Here is a 20,254-nt window from a genome sequence, read left to right as displayed (position 1 = left end):
GGACTGGGTGCAGGACTCAGCTTTCCAACCACACGTCCCGCGCCCAGTGCCACACCGATTCCCAGGTTTCTTCCTGGACGAGTTCTTCTTCGCCGGACCACAGCACCACAGTGCCGTCTTCTTCGACGCAGTAGTAGTCGTCGCCGTCCTGGCAGATCGGGATCATGCTGCGATCTACACCGGCATCCCAGGCATTGGCGGCCACGTCGGGCAGGTAGGTGTGGGATTGCGGGTCGGTGACGGTCACCGGTTCGAGGCTGCCGTACACCACGTCGCTGACGGTCAGCAGGAATTCGCGGAACACAAACGGGATGTCGATGAACAGCTGTTCTTCGATCTCTACGATTTGGTCTTCGTCAGGCAGTTCCAGAGGAACCGGGACCGGTTCGTTGGCTTCACGCAATTGTTCGATGATTTCTTCCACGGCCGGGATCCTCTTGCTGATGGCGCGGTTTATAGGGGCGTTTTATACAGTAGCTCGCTATAAGTGCAACCGTGAAATAGAAAACCCCGGACAGGTCCGGGGTTTTTTGTTACGACTTGCTCAAGCGTGCAGGGATCAGCCGTTCTGGCGGATACCGGCAACCAGCCATGGCTGGTTGTCGCCTTGGGCACGTTCCATATTCCAGCTTTCGCTGAACACTTCGCCCTGGTCGAAACGCGAAGTCTTCGACACGCCGCTGAAGGTCAGGGTGGCGATGGTCTTGTCAGCGCGATCATCCACACCTTCCAGTTGGACGCGCAGGTCGTCGATGAAGGTCGACTGGAAGCCGTCGCCCAGGTCGGCGCGTTCACGCTTGAGGAACTCCAGCAGTTGTGGGGTCACGAACTCGGAGATCTTATCCATTTCGTTGGCGTCCCAGTGTTGCTGCAGGGACTGGAAGTGGCTGCGCGCCGCTTCGACGAAACGCTCTTCGTTGAACCAGGCCGGTGCGTTGATCACCGGACGGGCAGCGGCAGGTGCCGCCGAACCACCGAAGATCGAACCCATGGCAGGTTTTTGCTCGAACACTTCACGCTGCATCGGCGCACCGGCTGGAGCCATTTGCTCCTGCTGCTTGCGGCGACGGGCGGCGATAAAGCGGAAGACCAGGAAGGCAATGACGCCCATGATCAGGATGTCGAAGATCTGCATACCCTCGAAGCCACCGCCCATGAACATGGAGGCGAGCAGGCCACCGGCCGCGATACCGGCCAGAGGGCCCAACCAGCGCGAAGCACCGCCAGCCTTGGCAGCGGCGCCAGCAGCACCGGCTGCGCCTGCGGTAGCCGCAGCACCACCCGCACCGGCGGCTGGAGCCATTTGGCTGGTCTGGTGGGTCGGTGCCGCGCCCGAGCTTTTGCCGCCACCGAAGCGTTTGGCGTTGGCGTCGAGGCTCATCGTCAGGCCGATGCACAACGCCATGGCGATGCTAAGAAAACGTTTCATAAAGGGAATTCCCATTTGTGGATTGCACGCGCGCCATGTTGCACAGGTGTAGTGGCAGTGGCTAGCGGCATAATGTTTCGGGCTTTTGCGTAAGACCGATTCCGAAGGGTCTGTAGGACTAATTACAGATATTGGCCCGCGCTTCTTAAATACAAGGGCGGGCCAATAACCTTCATGTAGGCAAATGTTTCAGACGGCTTCGAGTTTCGCGTAACCCATCATCAGCCACTTGCTGCCTTCGGCGAAGTTCACCTGCACGCGCGCCTGGGCACCGGCGCCTTCGAAGTTGAGGATCACCCCTTCGCCGAAGATTGCATGCTTGACCTGTTGGCCAAGGCTGAACGGGGTTTCCGGAATCTCGGAGCCGGCGAACATGCTGCTGGAGTTCTGCTGCTGGCCGCCACCGAAAGGCCGGCTGACGCTGTTGGACAGGCGTACTTCCTGGATCAGGCCCTTCGGCACTTCGCGTACGAAGCGCGACACCTTGTTGTAGGTCTCGCTGCCATACAGGCGTCGGGTTTCGGCGTAGGTCATCACCAGGTTCTGCATGGCGCGGGTAATGCCTACGTAGGCCAGGCGGCGTTCTTCCTCAAGACGGCCAGGCTCTTCCAGGCTCATCTTGTGGGGGAACAGGCCTTCCTCCATGCCCACCAGGAACACATACGGAAATTCCAGGCCCTTGGCGCTGTGCAGTGTCATCAGTTGGATGCTGTCTTCATGCTCATCAGCCTGGGTATCGCCGGCTTCCAGCGAGGCATGACCCAGGAAGGCGGCAAGCGGCGTCAGTTCTTCATCTTCCTCGGTGTTTTCGAACGCCCGGGCAGCGCTGACCAGTTCTTCAAGGTTTTCTACCCGGGCCTGGCCTTTCTCGCCTTTTTCCGCTTCGTGATAGGCGATCAGCCCGGACTGCTCGATCACGGTCTGGGTCATCAAGTGCAGGGGCATTTCCGCGCATTTGGCGGCGAGGTTCTCGATCAGCTCGACAAACACACCCAGAGCGCCCGCCGCACGACCGGTCAGGCCTTTATTGGCGATGAGCAGGCGCATGGCTTCCCACATCGACACATCGGCATGGCGCGCATGGTCGCGAATCGCCTCAACGGTTTTCTCACCGATGCCACGGGCGGGGATATTGATCACCCGTTCCAGCGCCGCATCGTTGCCCCGGCCTTCCAGCAACCGCAGGTAAGCCATAGCGTTCTTGATTTCCGCACGCTCGAAGAAGCGCTGGCCGCCGTAGATGCGGTAAGGGATGCGCTCGCGCAGCAAGGCTTCTTCCAGTACCCGCGACTGGGCGTTGGAACGGTACAAAATCGCGATGTCGCTGCGCGCCAGGCCGGTCTTCAGCGCGCTTTCGATGGTTTCCACCACGTAACGCGCTTCATCGTGCTCGTTGAACGCGGCGTACAGGTTGATGGCTTCGCCTTCGCCGCCGTCGGTCCACAACTCTTTGCCCAGGCGCCCGGTGTTATTGGCGATCAAGGCGTTGGCGGCCTTGAGGATGCCGGCGGTGGAGCGGTAGTTCTGCTCCAGGCGGATGGTGATCGCGTCCGGGAAGTCTTCGGAGTACTGGTAGATATTCTCGATTTTCGCGCCACGCCAGCCGTAGATCGACTGGTCGTCGTCGCCCACCACCATCAGGCTGTCGCCGCCCTTGGCCAGCAGGCGCAACCAGGCGTACTGCACGGCGTTGGTGTCCTGGAACTCGTCCACCAGGATGTGGCGGAAGCGTTTCTGGTAGTGAGCCAGCAAGCCTGGGTTATCACGCCACAGGTCGAGGGCGCGCAGCAGCAGCTCGGAGAAGTCGATCACACCGGCGCGCGCGCAGGCGGCCTCGTAGGCTTCATAAATACTGCGCATGGTAGCCAGGAACAAATCGCCGCTGGCCTGGATATGTTGCGGGCGCAGGCCTTCGTCTTTCTGACCGTTGATAAACCACTGGGCCTGACGCGCCGGCCAGCGTTGTTCATCGAGGCCCAGTTCGCGGATCACGCGTTTGACCAGGCGTTGCTGGTCATCGCTGTCGAGGATCTGGAAGGTCTGGGCCAGGCCCGCTTCCTGCCAATGGGCCCGCAAAAGGCGGTGCGCCAGGCCGTGGAAGGTGCCCACCCACATGCCGGCCGGGCTGATGCCCATCAACTGTTCGATGCGGTGGCGCATCTCGGCAGCGGCCTTGTTGGTGAAGGTCACCGACAGGATGGAGTGCGGGGAGGCGTTTTCGACCTGGATCAACCAGGCGATACGGTGCACCAGCACTCGGGTTTTACCGGAGCCAGCACCGGCCAGGACCAACTGACGGCCAACGGGGGCCGCTACGGCCTGGCGTTGGGCATCGTTGAGGGAGTTCAGCAAAAGAGAGAGATCATCGCGCATCGGCGCATTCTAGGGTGCTGGGGGGTGTCGGGCAAATCCCAATGCCGGGTGGTCGATGCAAAAGGTCCGGGACGCTCTGACCCGCGTTGACATTGCGTCAGGCTGATGACCGGTCGGTCAATGGTCGCAGGCCGCGCAGGCTCTCGCTCAAGCCGTCTGGCCTCGCGCTTTGCGCCGGGTGACCGCGCAGTTTTATGACGTGGAGCAGTTTGGCCCGAGCGCTTGCTTGTGTATGCTCCGTCGACGTTTCGGGCTCACCATTATAAGAACACTGCCTATGACCCTCAGTACCGACCTGCTTGGCCCCTCGATGGCGCCCGCGCAGGTTATCCGTAAACACTACGCCACTGAGATGGCGGTCGAGCGTACGCGCCTGCTGTATCAAGGCTCGCTGCTGCCGACCCTATTGATGTTGGTGAACGGTCTGGTCTGCGCCTGGCTGCTGTGGAACCCCAAGCAATATCTGTTGGACAGCATCTGGTTGGTGTGGCTGCTGGCGCTGGTGGCCCTGCGCGTGATCCAAGTGGCGGCCTTTGATTCAGCCATGCCCAGCCGCCAGGCCCAGCCGGTGTGGCGACGCATGTTCATGTTGGGGTCGGCGGTCAGCGGTTTGACCCTGGCGACCGCGGCCATCGCCCTGGCCCCGGTCAATAGCTTCATGCAGCAAGCCTGGGTGTTTGGTCTGATCGGCGCGGCGACGTTATCAGCCAGTGTGGCCTACGCCGTCAGCCTGCCGGCGTTTCTATCCTTTGCCGTACCGTGCCTGGTGCCGTCCATTGTCTACCTGCTGTGGGCGGGCAGCCCGCAGCAACAAGGCTGGGGCGTGCTTGGCCTGATCCTGCTGCTGTCGCTGAACCTGGTGGCCTGGCAGGTTAACCGCTTGATCCAGCGCGAACTCTTGCGTCGTTTCCAGAACCAGGCGTTGATCGAGCATCTACAACAGGCACAGCAGCGCAGCGAACAGTTAAACCAGGACCTTACGCGCGAAGTGGAGCAGCGGCGTCAGGTCGAGGAGGAGCTGCGTGAAGCGCAGATCGGCCTGCAAGACCGCATGGCTCAACGCAGCCAGGAGCTGGACGCCACCAGCCTGGCCTTGAATAAGAGCGAAGCGCGCCTGGCCATGGCCCTGCAAGCCAGCGAACTCGGGCTGTGGGATTGGAACCTGCAAACCGACGAAGTCCACCACACCCAACTCAAAGAACTTTTCGGCCTGGAGCCGGAGTACGTCACGGCGATGCTTGGCCACCTCAAGCCGCGCCTGCACCCCGACGACCTGCCGCTGCTCAAGCGCGCGCTGGTGGAGCATCTGAAGGGGCGCACTGAGGATTATCAGGTGGAATACCGCGTGCGCCATGGCGATGGGCACTGGGTATGGATCGAAGACCGTGGCCGTGCCGTGGAGCGTGCGCCGAATGGCCGTGTGATTCGAATGCTCGGTACCCGCCGTGACATCAGTGCGGGCAAGGCCCTTGAAGAACAGCAGCGGCTGGCCTCGACCGTCTTCGAAGCCGCCAGCGAAGGCATCGTGATCCTCGACCCGGACTACGCGTTGATTGCCGTCAACCAGGCGTTCAGCCGTGTCACCGGCTTTGATATCGACGACATGCTCGGCCGCAACGTGGTGGAACTGCCCAGCAGCCGCGATGCCCGGCGCCACTTCCCGGTGATCCGCCAGGCCTTGCTCAGCCATGGCACCTGGCAAGGTGAGCTGGTGGAAACCCGCAAAAACGGCGAGCTCTACCCGCAGTGGCTGCAGCTGAACGTGGTGCGTGATGTTCGCGGAAACGTCAGCCATATCGTGGGCTTCTTCGCCGATTTGTCGGCCAGGCGCGAATCCGAGGAGCGCATGCGCTACCTCACCCACTATGACGAGCTGACCGGCCTGGCCAACCGCTCACTCTTCCGCGAACGGCTGCGCGAAGCCCATCAGCGTGTGCGCCTGGGAGGGCGTAGCCTGGCGTTGCTGCACATCAATCTCGACCGTTTCAAACTGCTCAACGACAGCCTGGGCCATGAAGTGGCGGACCAGTTGCTGCAGAAAATGGCGCGGCGCCTGATCAACGCCTTGCCGGAGGCGGACACCATTGCGCGCCTGTCCGGCGATGAGTTTGCCGTACTGTTCGATGCTTACGGCAACCTGTCGAGCCTGGCGCGGGTGGCCACGCGCTTGCTGGCCAAGCTGCGGGTGCCCGTGACAGTGGAGGGGCACGAACTGGTGGTCAGCGCCTCGATGGGCGTGAGTTTGCTGCCGGATAATGCGCGGGAAATTTCCGCGCTGGTCAGTCAATCGAACATGGCCATGCAACACGCCAAGCACCTGGGCGGAAACAACTTCCAGTTCTACACCGACAGTTTGCAGGCCAGCACCCTTGAGCGTCTGCAGCTGGAGAACCACCTGCGCAAAGCCATCGAAGAGCGCCAGCTCACCGTGTTCTACCAGCCAAAATTGTGCCTGGCGACCGGCAAGCTCAATGCCGTCGAAGCGCTGATTCGTTGGGAGCATCCACAATGGGGCATGGTGCCACCGGCCGACTTTATCGGCCTGGCTGAAGAAACCGGTCTGATCGTACCGCTGGGCGAATTTGTTCTGCGTGAAGCCTGTTGGCAGGCCTGTGAATGGCAGCGCCAGGGGCTGGCGCCGATCCGCGTGTCGGTGAACCTGTCGGTGCATCAACTGCGTCAGGGCAAGCTGGTCAGCCTGGTGCGCCAGGTGCTGGAGGAAACCGGCCTGGATCCGCAATACCTTGAGCTGGAACTGACCGAAAGTCAGTTGCTCGACAGTGTGGAGCACATCATCGTCACCTTTGAGCAACTGCGGAATCTGGGGGTCAAGCTGGCCATCGACGACTTTGGCACCGGCTATTCCTCCCTCAGCTACCTCAAGCGCATTCCCGTGGATTACGTGAAAATCGATCAGACCTTTATCCGGGGTCTGGGGCAGGGGCGCGAAGACGCTGCCATCACCCGCGCGATCATCGCCATGGCGCATGGCCTGGCGCTCAAAGTCGTTGCCGAAGGGGTGGAAGATCAGCAGCAGTTGGATTTTCTGCGTGCGGAGCGTTGTGACGAAGTGCAGGGCTATCTGATCAGCCGGCCGATGCAGGCGGACGGGTTGGCAGATTTGTTACGGAAAAATGCAGATTTTCCTTAGGTGGGCCACGACCGCCTTTGTGGCTACAAAGCGCGTGCCCTTTGAATCAGAGGGCAGCAGGGCGATTTAGTGACGCGTCGGACGGGCAAAACAGCAATTCTTGTAGTATAACTACAAGCTTGCTACATCCCCTGGCCCTGCCAATAACAAGAGTCCTGCCCTTTGAACCTGTTGCAACATATCGCCCAGTCGCGCCACCTGTTACGCAAATCGGAACTCAAGGTTGCCGATCACGTGCTGCTTGACCCTGCGGCTGTGATGCACAGTTCCATGGCCGACCTGGCCCACAGCGTGGGTATCAGCGAGCCGACCATCGTGCGCTTCTGCCGCGCCATCGGTTGCTCCGGGTTCCAGGATTTGAAACTCAAATTGGCGCAGAGCCTGGCTGCCGGCGCCAGCTTCGGGCAGTTCGCAATTCACGAAGACGACTCCGTCGCTGACTACAGCCTGAAAATCTTCGACACCACCCTGCACACCCTTATGGAAGTGCGCGAGAAGCTCGACCCGGTGGAGCTGCAAAAGGCCGTGACGGCCATGTCCCAGGCCCAGCGTGTCGAGTTCTACGGCTTCGGTGCGTCCGGCGCGGTGGCGGCGGATGCCCAGCACAAATTTTTCCGCTTGCTGCTTACGGCGGCGGCCTACAGCGACCCCCACATGCAGGCGATGTCGGCGGTGACGCTCAAGCCCACCGACGTGGCCATTTGCATTTCCCAGTCGGGCCGCTCCAAAGACCTGCTGATCACCGCCAACCTGGTGCGGGAAAGCGGTGCATCGTTGATTACCTTGTGCCCGAGCCAGACGCCCTTGGCGGAACTGTCCACGGTCAACCTGGCGATCGACGTGCACGAAGACACCGAGATCTACACTCCGTTGACCTCGCGCATCGCCCACCTGGTGGTGATCGATGTGCTGGCGATGGGCGTAGCCATGGCGCGCGGGCCGAGCCTGGTCAACCACCTCAAGAGTGTGAAGCGCAGCTTGCGCAGCCTGCGGCTGTCGCCCAAATCGGTCAAAGCCCTCGACGACTGACAGGTTGTACGCGCAGCCGCATCGTCACCGGCGTCGACTTCAGAAGATTCATCGTCCTGTAACGCTTGCGCCGCCAAACCGTCATCCCTCAGGGCCATCCTGAACTCCCGTACTCGCATTGGGAGACTCCAAATGGCCCGTCCCTACGAAGACTGCAACAGCGCCGTAAAGACCCGTCGTCAGCAGGAAGACCAGCGCCGCATGGCGTTCCGTCGCGCCATCGAAGACCGCTGTCAGGAGCGCCAGTTGCTCCAGAGCATCAGTGACTACCCGGAACTGCACTGGCAGGCACCCGCGGCCGGCCAGCGAAGCGCTCAGCCAGCGCGCTGATCTGCACTCGCTCGCTGCGGATAAAGCCCAGGAACGCATGGGCCACCGGTGACAGGCGCTTGGCTTTGGCCTGCACCAGACACCAACTGCGGTAGAGCGGCAGTTCTTCCACCGGCAGCTCTATGAGCCCGCCGGTGGCCAGTTCCATGTTGACCGCATGGCGCGTCAACAGGGCCACACCCAGCCCGGCGCAGACACACTCACGCTGTGCCTCCGCCGAGGCCACTTCCACCGTTTGGGTGAAGTGCACGCGTTTGTCCTTGAAATACTCCTCGCAGGCCATTCGCGTGCCGGAGCCCGGTTCGCGGGTGAGCAGGGTGTAGGGTTCCAGATCCTGCAGGCGCAACGGTCCTTGCAGGCTCAAGGGATGATCCGGCAGGGCCACGGCCACAATCGGGTTGTTGAGAAACGGCAGGAACTCCAGGCCCATGTCCTGGGGCACCATGGACATGATCACCAGGTCGTCACGGTTGTCGGAGAGGCGCCGGATCACTTGGGCGCGATTGACTACCGTCAGGTGCAGTTGCACGTCAGGGTGCTGGCGCTTGAAAGCGGCAAATAAGTGCGGCACGAAGTACTTGGCGCTGGACTCAATCGCGAGTTTCAACTGGCCCTGCAACGAACCCTGCATGTCCGACAGCTGCATATCCAGGTTTTCCAGGCGCCCGAAGATGTCGCGGCTGGCCCGTTGCAGGGCTTCGGCGGCCTCGGTCATGTAGAGTTTTTTGCCGACATAATCGAACAGCGGCTGGCCGATCAGCTCTTCCAGCTGACGAATTTGCAGGCTCACGGCCGGCTGGGTGAGGGACATTTCTTCGGCCGCGCGGCTGTAAGAGCGCAAATCGCACACTTCATTGAAGATCTGCAATTGACGTAATGTCATACGCATCAATGACTTACGCATTACTCGTTTGCTCCCGCCCCAGGCTGACCGGCCAACTATAAGTCTTTACTTATGCCCAACCCAATAATTATTGATTTTTGTTAATCCCTCTGCAGGCTTAGTGTGTGTCTCGCGACTGTCATGAAACATTTAGTCACGCGTCGACCCGGGTTCAGTGGGTCGAAGCACGCAGCAATCGGCTCAAGGGAATTTCCAAGTGATAAAAAAGATCCTGATCGCCAACCGTGGTGAGATTGCCGTACGAATCGTGCGTGCCTGCGCCGAGATGGGCATCCGCTCGGTCGCGGTGTATTCCGACGCCGACCGTCACGCGTTGCACGTTAAACGTGCCGACGAAGCCCACAGCATTGGTGCCGAGCCCCTGGCCGGTTACCTGAACCCGCGCAAGCTGGTGAACCTGGCGGTGGAAACCGGTTGCGATGCGCTGCACCCCGGTTACGGTTTCTTATCGGAAAACGCCGAACTGGCAGACATCTGTGCCGAACGCGGGATCAAATTCATCGGCCCGGCTGCTGAAGTGATCCGCCGCATGGGCGACAAGACCGAAGCGCGTCGCAGCATGATCAAGGCTGGCGTTCCGGTGACCCCCGGCACCGAAGGCAACGTCGCCGACATCGCCGAAGCCCTGACCGAAGGCGACCGTATCGGTTACCCGGTCATGCTCAAGGCCACCTCCGGTGGCGGCGGTCGCGGTATTCGTCGTTGCAACAGTCGCGAAGAACTCGAGCAAGCTTTCCCCCGCGTCATCTCAGAAGCCACCAAGGCCTTCGGTTCGGCGGAAGTGTTCCTGGAAAAATGCATCGTCAATCCCAAACACATCGAAGCGCAGATCCTCGGTGACAGCTTTGGCAATGTGGTGCACCTGTTCGAGCGCGACTGCTCGATCCAGCGCCGTAACCAGAAGCTCATCGAAATCGCCCCCAGCCCGCAACTGACCCCTGAACAGCGCGCCTACATCGGCGACCTGTCGGTGCGCGCCGCCAAGGCTGTGGGCTACGAAAACGCCGGCACCGTGGAGTTCCTGCTCGCCGAGGGCGAGGTGTACTTCATGGAGATGAACACCCGCGTGCAGGTGGAACACACCATCACCGAAGAAATCACCGGTATCGACATCGTTCGCGAGCAGATCCGCATCGCCTCCGGCCTGCCGTTGTCGGTGAAACAGGAAGACATCCAGCACCGTGGCTTTGCGTTGCAATTTCGTATCAACGCCGAAGACCCGAAGAACAACTTCCTGCCCAGCTTCGGCAAGATCACCCGTTATTACGCCCCCGGCGGCCCCGGCGTGCGGACCGACACGGCGATCTACACCGGCTACACCATCCCGCCGTTCTACGACTCCATGTGCCTGAAACTGGTGGTGTGGGCGTTGACCTGGGAGGAAGCCATGGATCGCGGCCTGCGTGCCCTGGACGACATGCGCCTGCAAGGCGTGAAGACCACCGCCGCCTACTACCAGGAAATCCTGCGCAATCCGGAATTCCGCAGCGGCCAGTTCAACACCAGTTTTGTGGAAAGCCACCCTGAACTGACCAACTACTCGATCAAGCGCAAACCCGAAGAGCTGGCCCTGGCCATCGCCGCCGCCATCGCCGCCCACGCAGGCCTGTGAGGAATATAAGAATGAGCAAGAAGATCTTCGTAACCGACACCATCCTGCGCGACGCTCACCAATCGTTGCTGGCCACCCGCATGCGCACCGACGACATGCTGCCGATCTGCGACAAGCTCGACAAAGTGGGCTACTGGTCGCTGGAAGTCTGGGGCGGCGCGACCTTCGACGCCTGTGTGCGCTTCCTTAAGGAAGACCCGTGGGAGCGCCTGCGCCAACTGCGCGCCGCATTGCCCAACACGCGCCTGCAAATGCTGCTGCGTGGCCAGAACCTGCTGGGCTACCGCCATTACAGCGACGATGTGGTCAAAGCCTTCGTTGCCAAGGCCGCCGTCAACGGTATCGACGTGTTCCGTATCTTCGATGCGATGAATGACGTGCGTAACCTGCGCGTGGCCATCGAAGCGGTCAAAGCCGCGGGCAAGCATGCCCAGGGCACCATCGCTTACACCACCAGCCCGGTGCACACCGTCGAGGCCTTCGTGGCGCAGGCCAAGCAACTGGAATCCATGGGTTGCGACTCCATCGCGATCAAGGACATGGCCGGCCTGCTGACCCCGTACGCCACCGGTGAGCTGGTCAAGGCGCTGAAGGCCGAGCAGAGCCTGCCGATCTTTATCCACTCCCACGACACCGCGGGCCTGGCTGCGATGTGCCAACTCAAGGCCATCGAAAACGGCGCCGACCACATCGACACCGCGATCTCCAGCTTTGCCTGGGGCACCAGCCACCCGGGGACCGAGTCGATGGTCGCCGCCCTTAAAGGCAGTGAGTTCGACACCGGCCTGGACCTGGAACTGCTGCAGGAGATCGGCCTGTACTTCTACGCCGTGCGCAAGAAGTACCACCAGTTCGAAAGCGAGTTCACTGCGGTCGACACCCGTGTGCAAGTCAACCAGGTGCCGGGCGGGATGATCTCCAACCTGGCCAACCAGCTTAAAGAGCAGGGCGCCCTCAACCGCATGAGCGAAGTGCTCGCCGAAATCCCACGGGTGCGTGAAGACCTCGGCTTCCCGCCGCTGGTGACGCCAACGTCGCAGATCGTCGGCACCCAGGCCTTCTTCAACGTGCTGGCCGGTGAGCGCTACAAGACCATCACCAACGAAGTGAAGCTGTACCTGCAAGGCGGTTACGGCAAGGCGCCGGGCACGGTGAACGAGAAGCTGCGTCGTCAGGCCATCGGCAGCATCGATGCGATCGACGTACGCCCAGCCGATCTGCTCAAACCGGAAATGACCAAGCTGCGCGGTGAAATCGGTGCGTTGGCCAAGTCCGAAGAAGACGTGCTGACCTATGCCATGTTCCCGGATATCGGCCGCAAGTTCCTCGAAGAACGCGACGCCGGCACCCTGACGCCTGAAGTGCTCCTGCCCATCCCTGAAGCGGGCGGCGTTGCCCGTGCCGCTGGTGAAGGCGTGCCGACCGAGTTCGTGATCGACGTGCACGGCGAGAGCTACCGCGTGGATATCACCGGCGTCGGCGTGAAGGCTGAAGGCAAGCGTCACTTCTACCTGTCCATCGACGGCATGCCCGAAGAAGTGGTGTTCGAACCGCTCAACGAATTTGTCGGCGGCGGCAGCAGCAAGCGCAAGCAGGCCAGCGAGCCGGGCCACGTCAGCACCGCGATGCCGGGCAATATCGTCGATGTATTGGTCAAGGAAGGCGACATGGTCAAAGCCGGCCAGGCCGTGCTGATTACCGAAGCCATGAAGATGGAAACCGAAGTGCCGGCAGCGATTGCCGGCAAGGTGACCGTTGTGCACGTGGCCAAGGGCGACCGGGTGAACCCTGGCGAAATCCTGATTGAAATCGAAGGCTGATACTCAGCCTTCGACACTACCGCTTAAACCTCGGGGGGCATGTGCCCCCTTTTTTTGTCTGCGAATCAGGCCGCTTCAGGTCAGAACGCCATCGCCCACTGCCCCACCAAACCCTGATTGCGACTTTGGCTGCCGAACTCGGCGGTGTAGGTCAGGCCCACGCTGTGTTCGGCCGACAACGCCAGGTCCAGGCCGGTGCGCAGTGCCAGGCTATTACGGTCCAGGGAGGTACCTTCGATGGTGAAGTCGCTGTTGAAGTCTGCGCGCCTTTCCCACGCAGAGGACTGGCGCACGCGGCTGGTGACATCGCCGTACAGGTGTTTCCAGTCGGCGCTCAGGTGCGGTTTGAGGCTCATCCGATTGTCCAGGGCAAAGGCGTGGGCCACGCGAAGACCGAACGTGCTGCTGAGGTTCTGCTGACGTTGTGCACCGACGTTCAAAGCGCTGTAGCCGCCTTTCTCCTGGAAACGATCGCGCTGGTAACGCTGCACGCCAACACCGGCATAGGGCTCCAGGTGCAAGCCGGCGGTGCCCAATTGATAACCCAGTTCGGCGAAAGCGTTTTGGCTCTGGGCGGTGTACTTGCCTGTGAGGTTTTCGCGGTGGTCGATGAAATCGAAATCGACCGTGCGCCTGTTTTTCCCGGCATGGCTGCTGTAGAGCGCGCCCAGGCGTAACGCCAGTGGTCCGTCCAGACGCGCGGCGTAAGCGCCCAGGTGCCAGCTGTCCAGTTCACCCTTGAAACCTTTAGCGTTCAGCGCGCTGCTGGATTTGCCGCCGACCACACCGGCCCGCCAGGCGTGGTCGAGCGACCAATCGGCACCCAGCAACAGGCCTTGGCTGCGTTGGTTCAAGCCGGCACTGCCGTGTTGCGCGTCGAGTCTGCCGCTGTTGCCCAAGCCCTGGAACCACACGCGGCCCGTGTCAGCGGTGTCCTTGTCCAACTGACGTATGGCCGACAACAGGCTGGCGTTCAATGGCTTCATGCTGTTTTGGGTGGCGCTGCCCAGGTTGGCGTTCTGGCTGCCGGCCAATTGCTCCAGCACGGCGCCTATCCGGCCTGGCTCCAGGGTGCTCAGGTACAGGCCATAACGGTCAAGTCTGTCTTTGTCCCATTCGCTCAGATCGTCCGAGGCCATGAGTGCGTCCACCGCCGAGTCCAGCATGCGGGCAATGCTCCGGCCGTTGCGACTGGTGGCATGGTCGCTGAAGTAGAAGTCTTCAGGGGTTGGAATGGCCGGTTCGAACTCACTTTTGCCACTGTTCACCGGCACCCGCTCAAGCCATTCGCTGTCGGGATCACTGTCGGCCCGTGCCTGTGCGTATTGCGCGCCGATAAGCCCCAATGCCAGGGTGATGGCCAGTGCGAGTTGTTTGTGTATGAGCGGCATGTAAACCCACCTCTTGATGTATGAGGTGGGGAATTTAGCGGCGTATCGGGGGGATAAATGTCAGGCCCCGGGCCGCTCGTTTGCGGGAGATGTCGCTTGTCGGCAGCGATTAAAAACGCTGGTGGATAGGGCAAACGGCAGTTGTCAGTGTGCTGCCCGTTACCCGCGCCTGACATACCCCTTGCCATAGTGACGTTCCATCCGCGCCTGGATCAGCTCCAGCCCCAGGGACATCACCCAGTAAATGATTGCGGCTGTGGTGAGCATCTCGATATAGCGGTAGCTCGAGCGACCGTAGGACTGCGCCAGGAACATCACTTCCCACACGCCCATCACCGAGATCAGCGACGAGTCCTTGAGCATGGAGATGAACTGGTTGGTAGCGGGCGGAACAATGGTGCGCATGGCCTGGGGCAGGGTGACGTGCCAGAAGATCGCACTGTCGCGCATGCCAAGGGCCAGGGCGGCCTCGCGTTGGCCGTGGGGCACGCCAAGGATACCGGCGCGGAAGATTTCGCTCAGGTACGCGCCATAGTTCAGCGACAGCGCGATGATGCCGGCTACGATCGCCCCCGGCACCAGGCCCAGTTGCGGCAGGCCCAGGTAGATCAGCAGGATCTGTATCAGCAGCGGCGTGCCGCGAAAGAACGAGGCGTAGAAGCTGGCAACCCCAAACGCCACGGCACTTTTCGACAGGCGCCCCAACGCGGTGATAAAGCCCAGCACCGACGAGGCCAGCATCGAGCACAGGCACAAGAACACCGTCAATGCCGCACCTTGCAGGAAGCCATTGGGCGCCAGGTGCAGGCCGACGAGGTTGGGCAGCTTGTCGAGGATAATCGAGAGCTTCAGGTCAAAGCTCAGGAAGAAGCTGGCAAACAGGGCGAACAGGGCCGCCCAGGTCAGGTACAGCCGCGCACGAAAGCCCAGCAGGCGTTGCAGCAAAGGGGGTCTGGACGGTGTCATCGGCTGATATCGGCGCCGATCCATTTTTGCGACAGTTTGCTCAAGGTGCCGTCCTGTTTGAGTTGAGCAAATACCTCACGCACTTTGCTGTCCCACGCCGCGTCGCCTTTTTCGATGGCCACCGAGTTGGGTTCCGAGTACAGCGGCTCGCCGGCGAGCTTGAAGCGCTTATCTTCTTTCAGGCGCGGTTGCGCGGTCACCAAGTTGGTGAGGATCGCGTCCAGGCGTACGCCGGCACCCAGGCCGAGGTCTTGGAACGCTACGTTATCGGTGTCGTAGGGGGCGATCTGCACGTCCTCGAACGGGTACTGCAGCTGCGTGTCTTCGGCGCCTTCGATCACCAGGTTCTTGTTCAGGTAACTTTCATAGCTGGAGGCGCTGGTGAGCCCGACTTTCTTGCCGCTCAGGTCCTTTGCGCTGTGGATACGGTCGTCCTTGGCGTTGACCACGATCACGGCAGGTGAGGCGTAATACTCCACGGGGAAGTCGAACACTTCGGCGCGGGCCTTGCTCGGGGTCATCGAGCAGATGCAGATGTCGTAGCGTCCGCTCCAGCGGCCGGCGGCGATCACGTCCCAGGACGGCGTTTCCAGGCGCAACTTGACCCCCAGCTTTTGCGCCACGGCTTTGGCCACGTCGACGTCGAAGCCGTCGAGCTGGTTCTGGTCGTTGAGGAACGAGAACGGCGGGTAGCTTTCCATCAGCACGCCCACCAACTCTTTTTTCTGTTCGATGCGCTCCAGTGTCGTGCCGCCGAAGGCCTGGGTGGAAGCAGCCAGTGTCATCAGGCCCAAGGCCAGCAGGGGTTTAAATTTCACGAAGGACACCTTTAGAAAAAAGAGTTGTTATGTGCGGAATTGAACGTATTAAATAGTTATAAGAACGACTCTCATAGTGAGTTATTTTCATAAGCTTATGAGTAAAAAGCATATGGGCGCAGAAACAGTAATTCTTGATGGCGGCATGGGCCGTGAACTGCAACGCCGTGGCGCGCCGTTTCGCCAGCCGGAATGGTCGGCCTTGGCCTTGAGCGAGGCGCCGCAGGCGGTGGAGGCGGTGCACGCGGCCTATATCGACAGCGGTGCCGATGTGATCACCAGCAACAGTTACGCAGTGGTGCCGTTTCATATCGGTGAGGCGCGGTTTGCGGCCGAAGGCCAGGCCCTGGCGGCGTTGGCGGGGGAGTTGGCGCGTCGTGCGGTGACAGCCTCAGGCAAACACGTACGGGTGGCCGGCTCATTGCCGCCGTTGTTTGGCTCTTATCGTCCGGATCTGTTTGAAGCGCAACGCGTATCTGAGCTGCTCACCCCGCTGGTGCAAGGCCTCGCGCCCTATGTTGACCTGTGGCTCGCCGAAACCCAGAGTTCGATCGTTGAAGCGCAAGCGATCAAGGCCGGCCTGCCTCAGGATGGCAAGCCGTTCTGGCTGTCGTTTACCTTGAAAGACGAAGACACCGACGACGTCCCGCGCCTGCGCTCCGGCGAGCCGGTGGCGGACGCGGCCGAGGCCGCAGCACAGTTGGGCGTGCAGGTGCTGCTGTTCAACTGCAGCCAGCCGGAAGTGATTGGCGCTGCCATTGATGCCGCGCGCCAAACCTTCGAGCGACTGGGTGTTGCAATCCAGATCGGCGCCTACGCCAACGCGTTCCCGCCGCAACCGAAGGAGGCCACGGCCAACGATGGCCTGGACCCGCTGCGCGAAGACCTCGACCCGCCCGGCTACCTGCACTGGGCGGCCGATTGGCACAAGCGCGGCGCCAGCCATTTGGGCGGCTGCTGCGGGATCGGGCCGGAGCATATCGCGGTGCTGGCCCAGACGCTGAGCTGACCCTCAAAGCGCCTGGCGGCACTCCGCCAGGCTCTTGAGCTGCCCCGAAGCCGTCTGATTCGCCTCCGATAGCCACTGCTCGAAAGCCGCGCCTACCTGCGGCCATTCCCCGTCCAAAATCGAATACCACGCCGTGTCGCGGTTCTGCCCCTTGACCACCATGTGCTGGCGGAACACCCCCTCAAAACTGAACCCCAACCGCTCGGCCGCGTATTTGGAACGGGCGTTGCCGTTGTTGCACTTCCATTCCAGGCGGCGGTAGCCCTGATCGAACGCGTACTTGGCCAGCAGGTACACCGCTTCAGTGCTTTTTGGCGAACGCTGCATCGGCGCGCCGAAGGTAACGTGGCCGATTTCGATACGGCCTTGTGCCGGCACGATCGACATCAGGCTGAGAATGCCCTGCACCTGGCCGCTGGCGCGGTCGACCACGCTGAAGAAATACGGGTCGCTGTTGGCCGCGTGGTTGTTTAACCAGGCATCGAACGCCGCGCGTTCGGCAAACGGCCCGTAGGGTAAATAATCCCAGAGCTTGGGGTCGGCACCGGGGCCTTCGAGGGCCTGCCACAGTTGATCGGCGTGGCGGGCCGGATCGAGTTTTTCCAGGCGAATGAAACGCCCTTCGAGCACCTGGGCACTGGGTGCCGGGGCACCTTTCCAGTCGGCGGGGGAGGTGGACATGCTGCGCTCCTTAAAGACCTTTGCGAAATTGGATGAAGCCTGGGCGTTCGGCAATGCGTTCGTACAACTGGATCGCGGTGGCATTGGTTTCGTGGGTCAGCCAATGGACCTTGCAGCAACCGTCCGCCTTGGCGGTGGCGTAAACGAATTCGATCAGTTTGCGGCCCACGCCGGTGCCACGTTGGGCGGGATCCACCAACAGGTCCTGCAGGTAACAGGAGTTCTCGATGCTCCAATTGGAGCGATGGTAGATGAAGTTGACCATACCCACGGCCTTGCCGTCCTGCCAGGCCAGGGCCGAGTGAGTTGGCTCGTTGGCGTCGATCAGGCGTTGCCAGGTGCTTCGGCTCACCGCCTCCGGCAGTTCGGTGTTGTAGAACGTCAAATACGCCTGCCACAGGGGCAGCCAGGCGGCGTGGTCGGCGGCGGTGACCGGGCGGATGTCGAGCTGGCTCATGCTGAATCTCCTCTGGGAATAAAGCGCGCCAGGGTCTGGTCGCGCACGTCGGTGCTGGCGGCCAGGCCCTCGCGCACACCGGCCATATCCGCCGCGCTGCGGTTCTGGCTGAGTTTGCGTTTGCCAATCACACGATCAATGGGCAAGGCAAAGCCGACAATGGCCTTGAGCATGCCGTCGATGTAGTCCGCCGGTGCGTCGCTGACGGCCCAGGGCTGGGCGCGACCGGCTTCGTGGCGGTCGGTCAGGGCGCTGACCAGCCTGAGCAAACGCTCGGCATCGGTGAACACCTCGGCTTTGCCGTAGGCGTGGACGGCGATGTAGTTCCAGGTTGGCACGACTTTGCCGTGCTCCGTCTTGGCCGGATAAAACGCCGGGCTGATATAGGCCTCGGCCCCTGCGAAAATCACCAGCGCATCGCTGCCGTTTTGCAGGTCGCGCCACTGCGGGTTGGCCTTGGCCAGGTGTCCGTAGAGCGTGCCATAGGGGCCTTCGTCGGGGTTGAGCAGCAGCGGCAAATGGCTGGCCTGCAAGCCTTGCTCACCGAAGGTCACCACCTGCGCCAAGCGCGTGTGCTGGATCAGTTGCTGGATTTCAGGCAGATCGTCGAGGGCAAAAGCGCGAGGTGTGTACATAAAGATTTTCCTTGGCGAATGCCTGCATCGTAGGCACGCTAATGGTTCGTTGTAAGAGCCATCTAACGCTCATTTTATAGGTCCAATTTCATGGCCCCCGCCCAACCTCCGTTGTCATTCAACCCCGCCGGCATTGAGCTGGATCGCCGTCTGGGGCTCGCGCGCCAGCTGTACCAGGCGTTGCGCCAAAGGGTGTTGGACGGGCGTCTGGTCGGTGGCACGCGGTTGCCGGCCAGTCGCGATCTGGCGGCGGCGTTGGCGATTTCCCGTAACAGCGTGGTGCGGGCCTACGATCAACTCTATGCCGAGGGCTTTATCGAGGGGCGGGTCGGTGATGGTACTTACGTGGCTAATTTGCCCACGGCCGGCACCGCGGCAAAAAAACTATCCACAAAAGTATCCACAGGGTTTTCAACAGGCTTATCCCCAGGTTTATCCACAAAACGCTCATTTTTAGCTGAAGATTGCGCGCCGGAAGTTATCCACAGTGCGGCCGTCGGCCGTCTGGAAAGCAATCATTTGCCCGTGCCGCCCAGTGGTCCGCCACGGGCTTTCAGGGTGGGCGTACCGGCCTTCGATCTGTTCCCGTTCGAGGTGTGGGCCAAGCTGAATGCGGCTTTCTGGCGTAAGCCGGACTTGCAACAGCTGTGCTACGGCGACCCGGCAGGGGATGAGCGTTTACGTGGCTTGATCGCCGCCTATTTGCGCAGTTCCAGGGGTATGCAGTGCACCGCTGAGCAAATAGTGATCACCAGCGGCGCTCAGCAAGCGATTAGCCTTTGTGCACAGCTGCTGGTGGCACCGGGAGACACAGTGGCTGTGGAAAACCCTGGCTATCGAGCGGCCGGGCATGCGTTCGCGATTGCTGGCGCGCAACTGCAGGGGGTTGCGGTGGACCACGACGGCATCGACTGCGCGGCCCTCAATGGGCTCAATGATTGCCGCCTGGCCTATGTGACACCGTCGCACCAGTACCCCACCGGTGTGGTCATGAGCCTGGCGCGGCGCCTGGAGTTGCTGGCGTGGGCTGAACGCACGGGCGGCTGGATCATTGAAGACGACTACGACGGCGAGTATCGCTACAGCGGCGCGCCTCTGGCGCCGTTGGCCGCCCTGGACCGCAGTGGGCGGGTGTTGTACGTCGGCACCTTCGGCAAGGTCGCCTTTCCGGCGCTGCGCCTGGGCTATCTGGTGTTGCCTGCGGGCTGCGTCGAAGCTTTCACCCGGCGCCGCGCCGTGGATGTCAGGCACTCAGAGGTCAGTACTCAGGTGGTGATGGCGGAATTTATGGCGGCGGGGCATTTCCAGCGCCACATCCGGCGTATGCGCCGCGCTGCGTTGAACCGGCGTAACACGTTGCTTGCCGGTTGGCCCGTGGACGTTCCCGGTGTGGGTTGCTTGCCGAATGTTGCGGCGGGGCTGCACCTCACGGTGAGGGTGGACAGTATGGCCCGCGAGCAACAGCTGCTGGCCCAGGCCCGCGCGGTCGACGTCGAGATCAATGGCTTGAGCAGCTATTGGTTGCCGGGCTCGGCCACTGTGCCGGATCAGCGCGCCGGTCTGGTGCTGGGGTTCGCGGCCGTGCCGGAGGCGACTATCGGTGAGGCCTTGGCGCGCCTGCGCCTGGCCTGGCAGGTCTGAGCCCGCCG

The 20,254-nt window shown here is 61.6% G+C and carries 17 protein-coding genes; 7 read left to right on the top strand and 10 right to left on the bottom strand.

Annotated elements, in window-relative coordinates; all coding sequences use genetic code 11:
* Positions 1–16: 16 nt before the first annotated feature.
* The 3 genes from PSH59_RS25885 to uvrD form a co-directional block, all read right to left on the bottom strand.
* Positions 17–424: an SMI1/KNR4 family protein gene (locus tag PSH59_RS25885; protein WP_305393979.1), complete on the bottom strand. Its 408-nt coding sequence runs from the start codon at positions 422–424 to the stop codon at positions 17–19.
* Positions 425–559: 135 nt separating this feature from the next.
* Entirely contained in the window at positions 560–1,429 is an 870-nt protein-coding gene (locus PSH59_RS25880) for a Tim44 domain-containing protein (RefSeq protein WP_248081956.1), read from the bottom strand.
* A gap of 189 nt (positions 1,430–1,618) precedes the next feature.
* Complete coding sequence (gene uvrD / locus PSH59_RS25875; protein WP_305393978.1) at positions 1,619–3,802, bottom strand: DNA helicase II; 2,184 nt, start codon at positions 3,800–3,802, stop codon at positions 1,619–1,621.
* Between the two features lie 277 nt (positions 3,803–4,079).
* Here uvrD and PSH59_RS25870 point away from each other — a divergent pair, with 277 nt between their 5' ends.
* The 3 genes from PSH59_RS25870 to PSH59_RS25860 all read left to right on the top strand — a co-directional run bounded on the left by PSH59_RS25870 (position 4,080) and on the right by PSH59_RS25860 (position 8,312).
* Complete coding sequence (locus PSH59_RS25870) at positions 4,080–6,953, top strand: GGDEF domain-containing phosphodiesterase (RefSeq protein ID WP_305393977.1); 2,874 nt, start codon at positions 4,080–4,082, stop codon at positions 6,951–6,953.
* Between the two features lie 162 nt (positions 6,954–7,115).
* The gene (gene hexR / locus PSH59_RS25865; protein ID WP_003177007.1) at positions 7,116–7,982 is read left to right on the top strand and encodes a transcriptional regulator HexR; all 867 of its coding nucleotides are present in this window, start codon (positions 7,116–7,118) and stop codon (positions 7,980–7,982) included.
* 132 nt (positions 7,983–8,114) lie between these two features.
* Positions 8,115–8,312 (top strand): PA3496 family putative envelope integrity protein, encoded by a 198-nt coding sequence (locus PSH59_RS25860; RefSeq protein ID WP_305393976.1) that lies wholly within the window; start codon positions 8,115–8,117, stop codon positions 8,310–8,312.
* Here the strand turns inward: PSH59_RS25860 and PSH59_RS25855 are convergent.
* Positions 8,242–9,216: a LysR family transcriptional regulator gene (locus tag PSH59_RS25855; protein ID WP_305393975.1), complete on the bottom strand. Its 975-nt coding sequence runs from the start codon at positions 9,214–9,216 to the stop codon at positions 8,242–8,244. The two genes, PSH59_RS25860 and PSH59_RS25855, sit on opposite strands and share 71 nt — an antisense overlap.
* Before the next feature lie 196 nt (positions 9,217–9,412).
* Here PSH59_RS25855 and PSH59_RS25850 point away from each other — a divergent pair, with 196 nt between their 5' ends.
* Positions 9,413–10,828, top strand: a complete 1,416-nt coding sequence (locus PSH59_RS25850; protein WP_010565910.1) for an acetyl-CoA carboxylase biotin carboxylase subunit — start codon at positions 9,413–9,415, stop codon at positions 10,826–10,828.
* 11 nt (positions 10,829–10,839) lie between these two features.
* Positions 10,840–12,648, top strand: coding sequence for a sodium-extruding oxaloacetate decarboxylase subunit alpha (gene oadA, locus PSH59_RS25845; protein ID WP_248081937.1), 1,809 nt, complete (start codon positions 10,840–10,842; stop codon positions 12,646–12,648).
* A gap of 80 nt (positions 12,649–12,728) precedes the next feature.
* Here the strand turns inward: oadA and PSH59_RS25840 are convergent, their stop codons facing one another.
* The 3 genes from PSH59_RS25840 to PSH59_RS25830 all read right to left on the bottom strand — a co-directional run bounded on the left by PSH59_RS25840 (position 12,729) and on the right by PSH59_RS25830 (position 15,823).
* Complete coding sequence (locus tag PSH59_RS25840) at positions 12,729–14,039, bottom strand: autotransporter domain-containing protein (RefSeq protein WP_305393974.1); 1,311 nt, start codon at positions 14,037–14,039, stop codon at positions 12,729–12,731.
* 159 nt (positions 14,040–14,198) lie between these two features.
* Positions 14,199–14,969 (bottom strand): amino acid ABC transporter permease, encoded by a 771-nt coding sequence (locus tag PSH59_RS25835; RefSeq protein ID WP_248082104.1) that lies wholly within the window; start codon positions 14,967–14,969, stop codon positions 14,199–14,201.
* 32 nt (positions 14,970–15,001) lie between these two features.
* Entirely contained in the window at positions 15,002–15,823 is an 822-nt protein-coding gene (locus tag PSH59_RS25830) for an ABC transporter substrate-binding protein (RefSeq protein WP_305393973.1), read from the bottom strand.
* Between the two features lie 112 nt (positions 15,824–15,935).
* Here PSH59_RS25830 and PSH59_RS25825 point away from each other — a divergent pair, with 112 nt between their 5' ends.
* Complete coding sequence (locus PSH59_RS25825) at positions 15,936–16,832, top strand: homocysteine S-methyltransferase family protein (protein ID WP_248081934.1); 897 nt, start codon at positions 15,936–15,938, stop codon at positions 16,830–16,832.
* Positions 16,833–16,835: 3 nt separating this feature from the next.
* Here PSH59_RS25825 and PSH59_RS25820 read toward each other — a convergent pair whose 3' ends face one another.
* The 3 genes from PSH59_RS25820 to PSH59_RS25810 are packed head-to-tail and all read right to left on the bottom strand — an operon-like array spanning position 16,836 to position 18,605.
* Positions 16,836–17,513 (bottom strand): GNAT family N-acetyltransferase, encoded by a 678-nt coding sequence (locus PSH59_RS25820; protein WP_248081933.1) that lies wholly within the window; start codon positions 17,511–17,513, stop codon positions 16,836–16,838.
* 10 nt (positions 17,514–17,523) lie between these two features.
* Positions 17,524–17,970, bottom strand: coding sequence for a GNAT family N-acetyltransferase (locus PSH59_RS25815; RefSeq protein WP_305393972.1), 447 nt, complete (start codon positions 17,968–17,970; stop codon positions 17,524–17,526).
* Positions 17,967–18,605 (bottom strand): FMN-binding negative transcriptional regulator, encoded by a 639-nt coding sequence (locus PSH59_RS25810; protein ID WP_305393971.1) that lies wholly within the window; start codon positions 18,603–18,605, stop codon positions 17,967–17,969. Before PSH59_RS25810 ends, PSH59_RS25815 begins: the two co-directional genes overlap by 4 nt.
* 90 nt (positions 18,606–18,695) lie before the next feature.
* Between PSH59_RS25810 and PSH59_RS25805 the strand changes: the two genes are divergently transcribed.
* Positions 18,696–20,246 carry a PLP-dependent aminotransferase family protein gene (locus tag PSH59_RS25805; protein ID WP_305393970.1) on the top strand — a complete coding sequence of 517 codons (1,551 nt, stop codon included), beginning with the start codon at positions 18,696–18,698 and terminating at the stop codon, positions 20,244–20,246.
* Positions 20,247–20,254: the final 8 nt, after the last annotated feature.

The organism is Pseudomonas sp. FP2309 (assembly GCF_030687575.1).
In the GTDB taxonomy this organism is placed as follows: domain Bacteria; phylum Pseudomonadota; class Gammaproteobacteria; order Pseudomonadales; family Pseudomonadaceae; genus Aquipseudomonas.
This window is presented reverse-complemented; position numbering and strand designations above follow the sequence as displayed.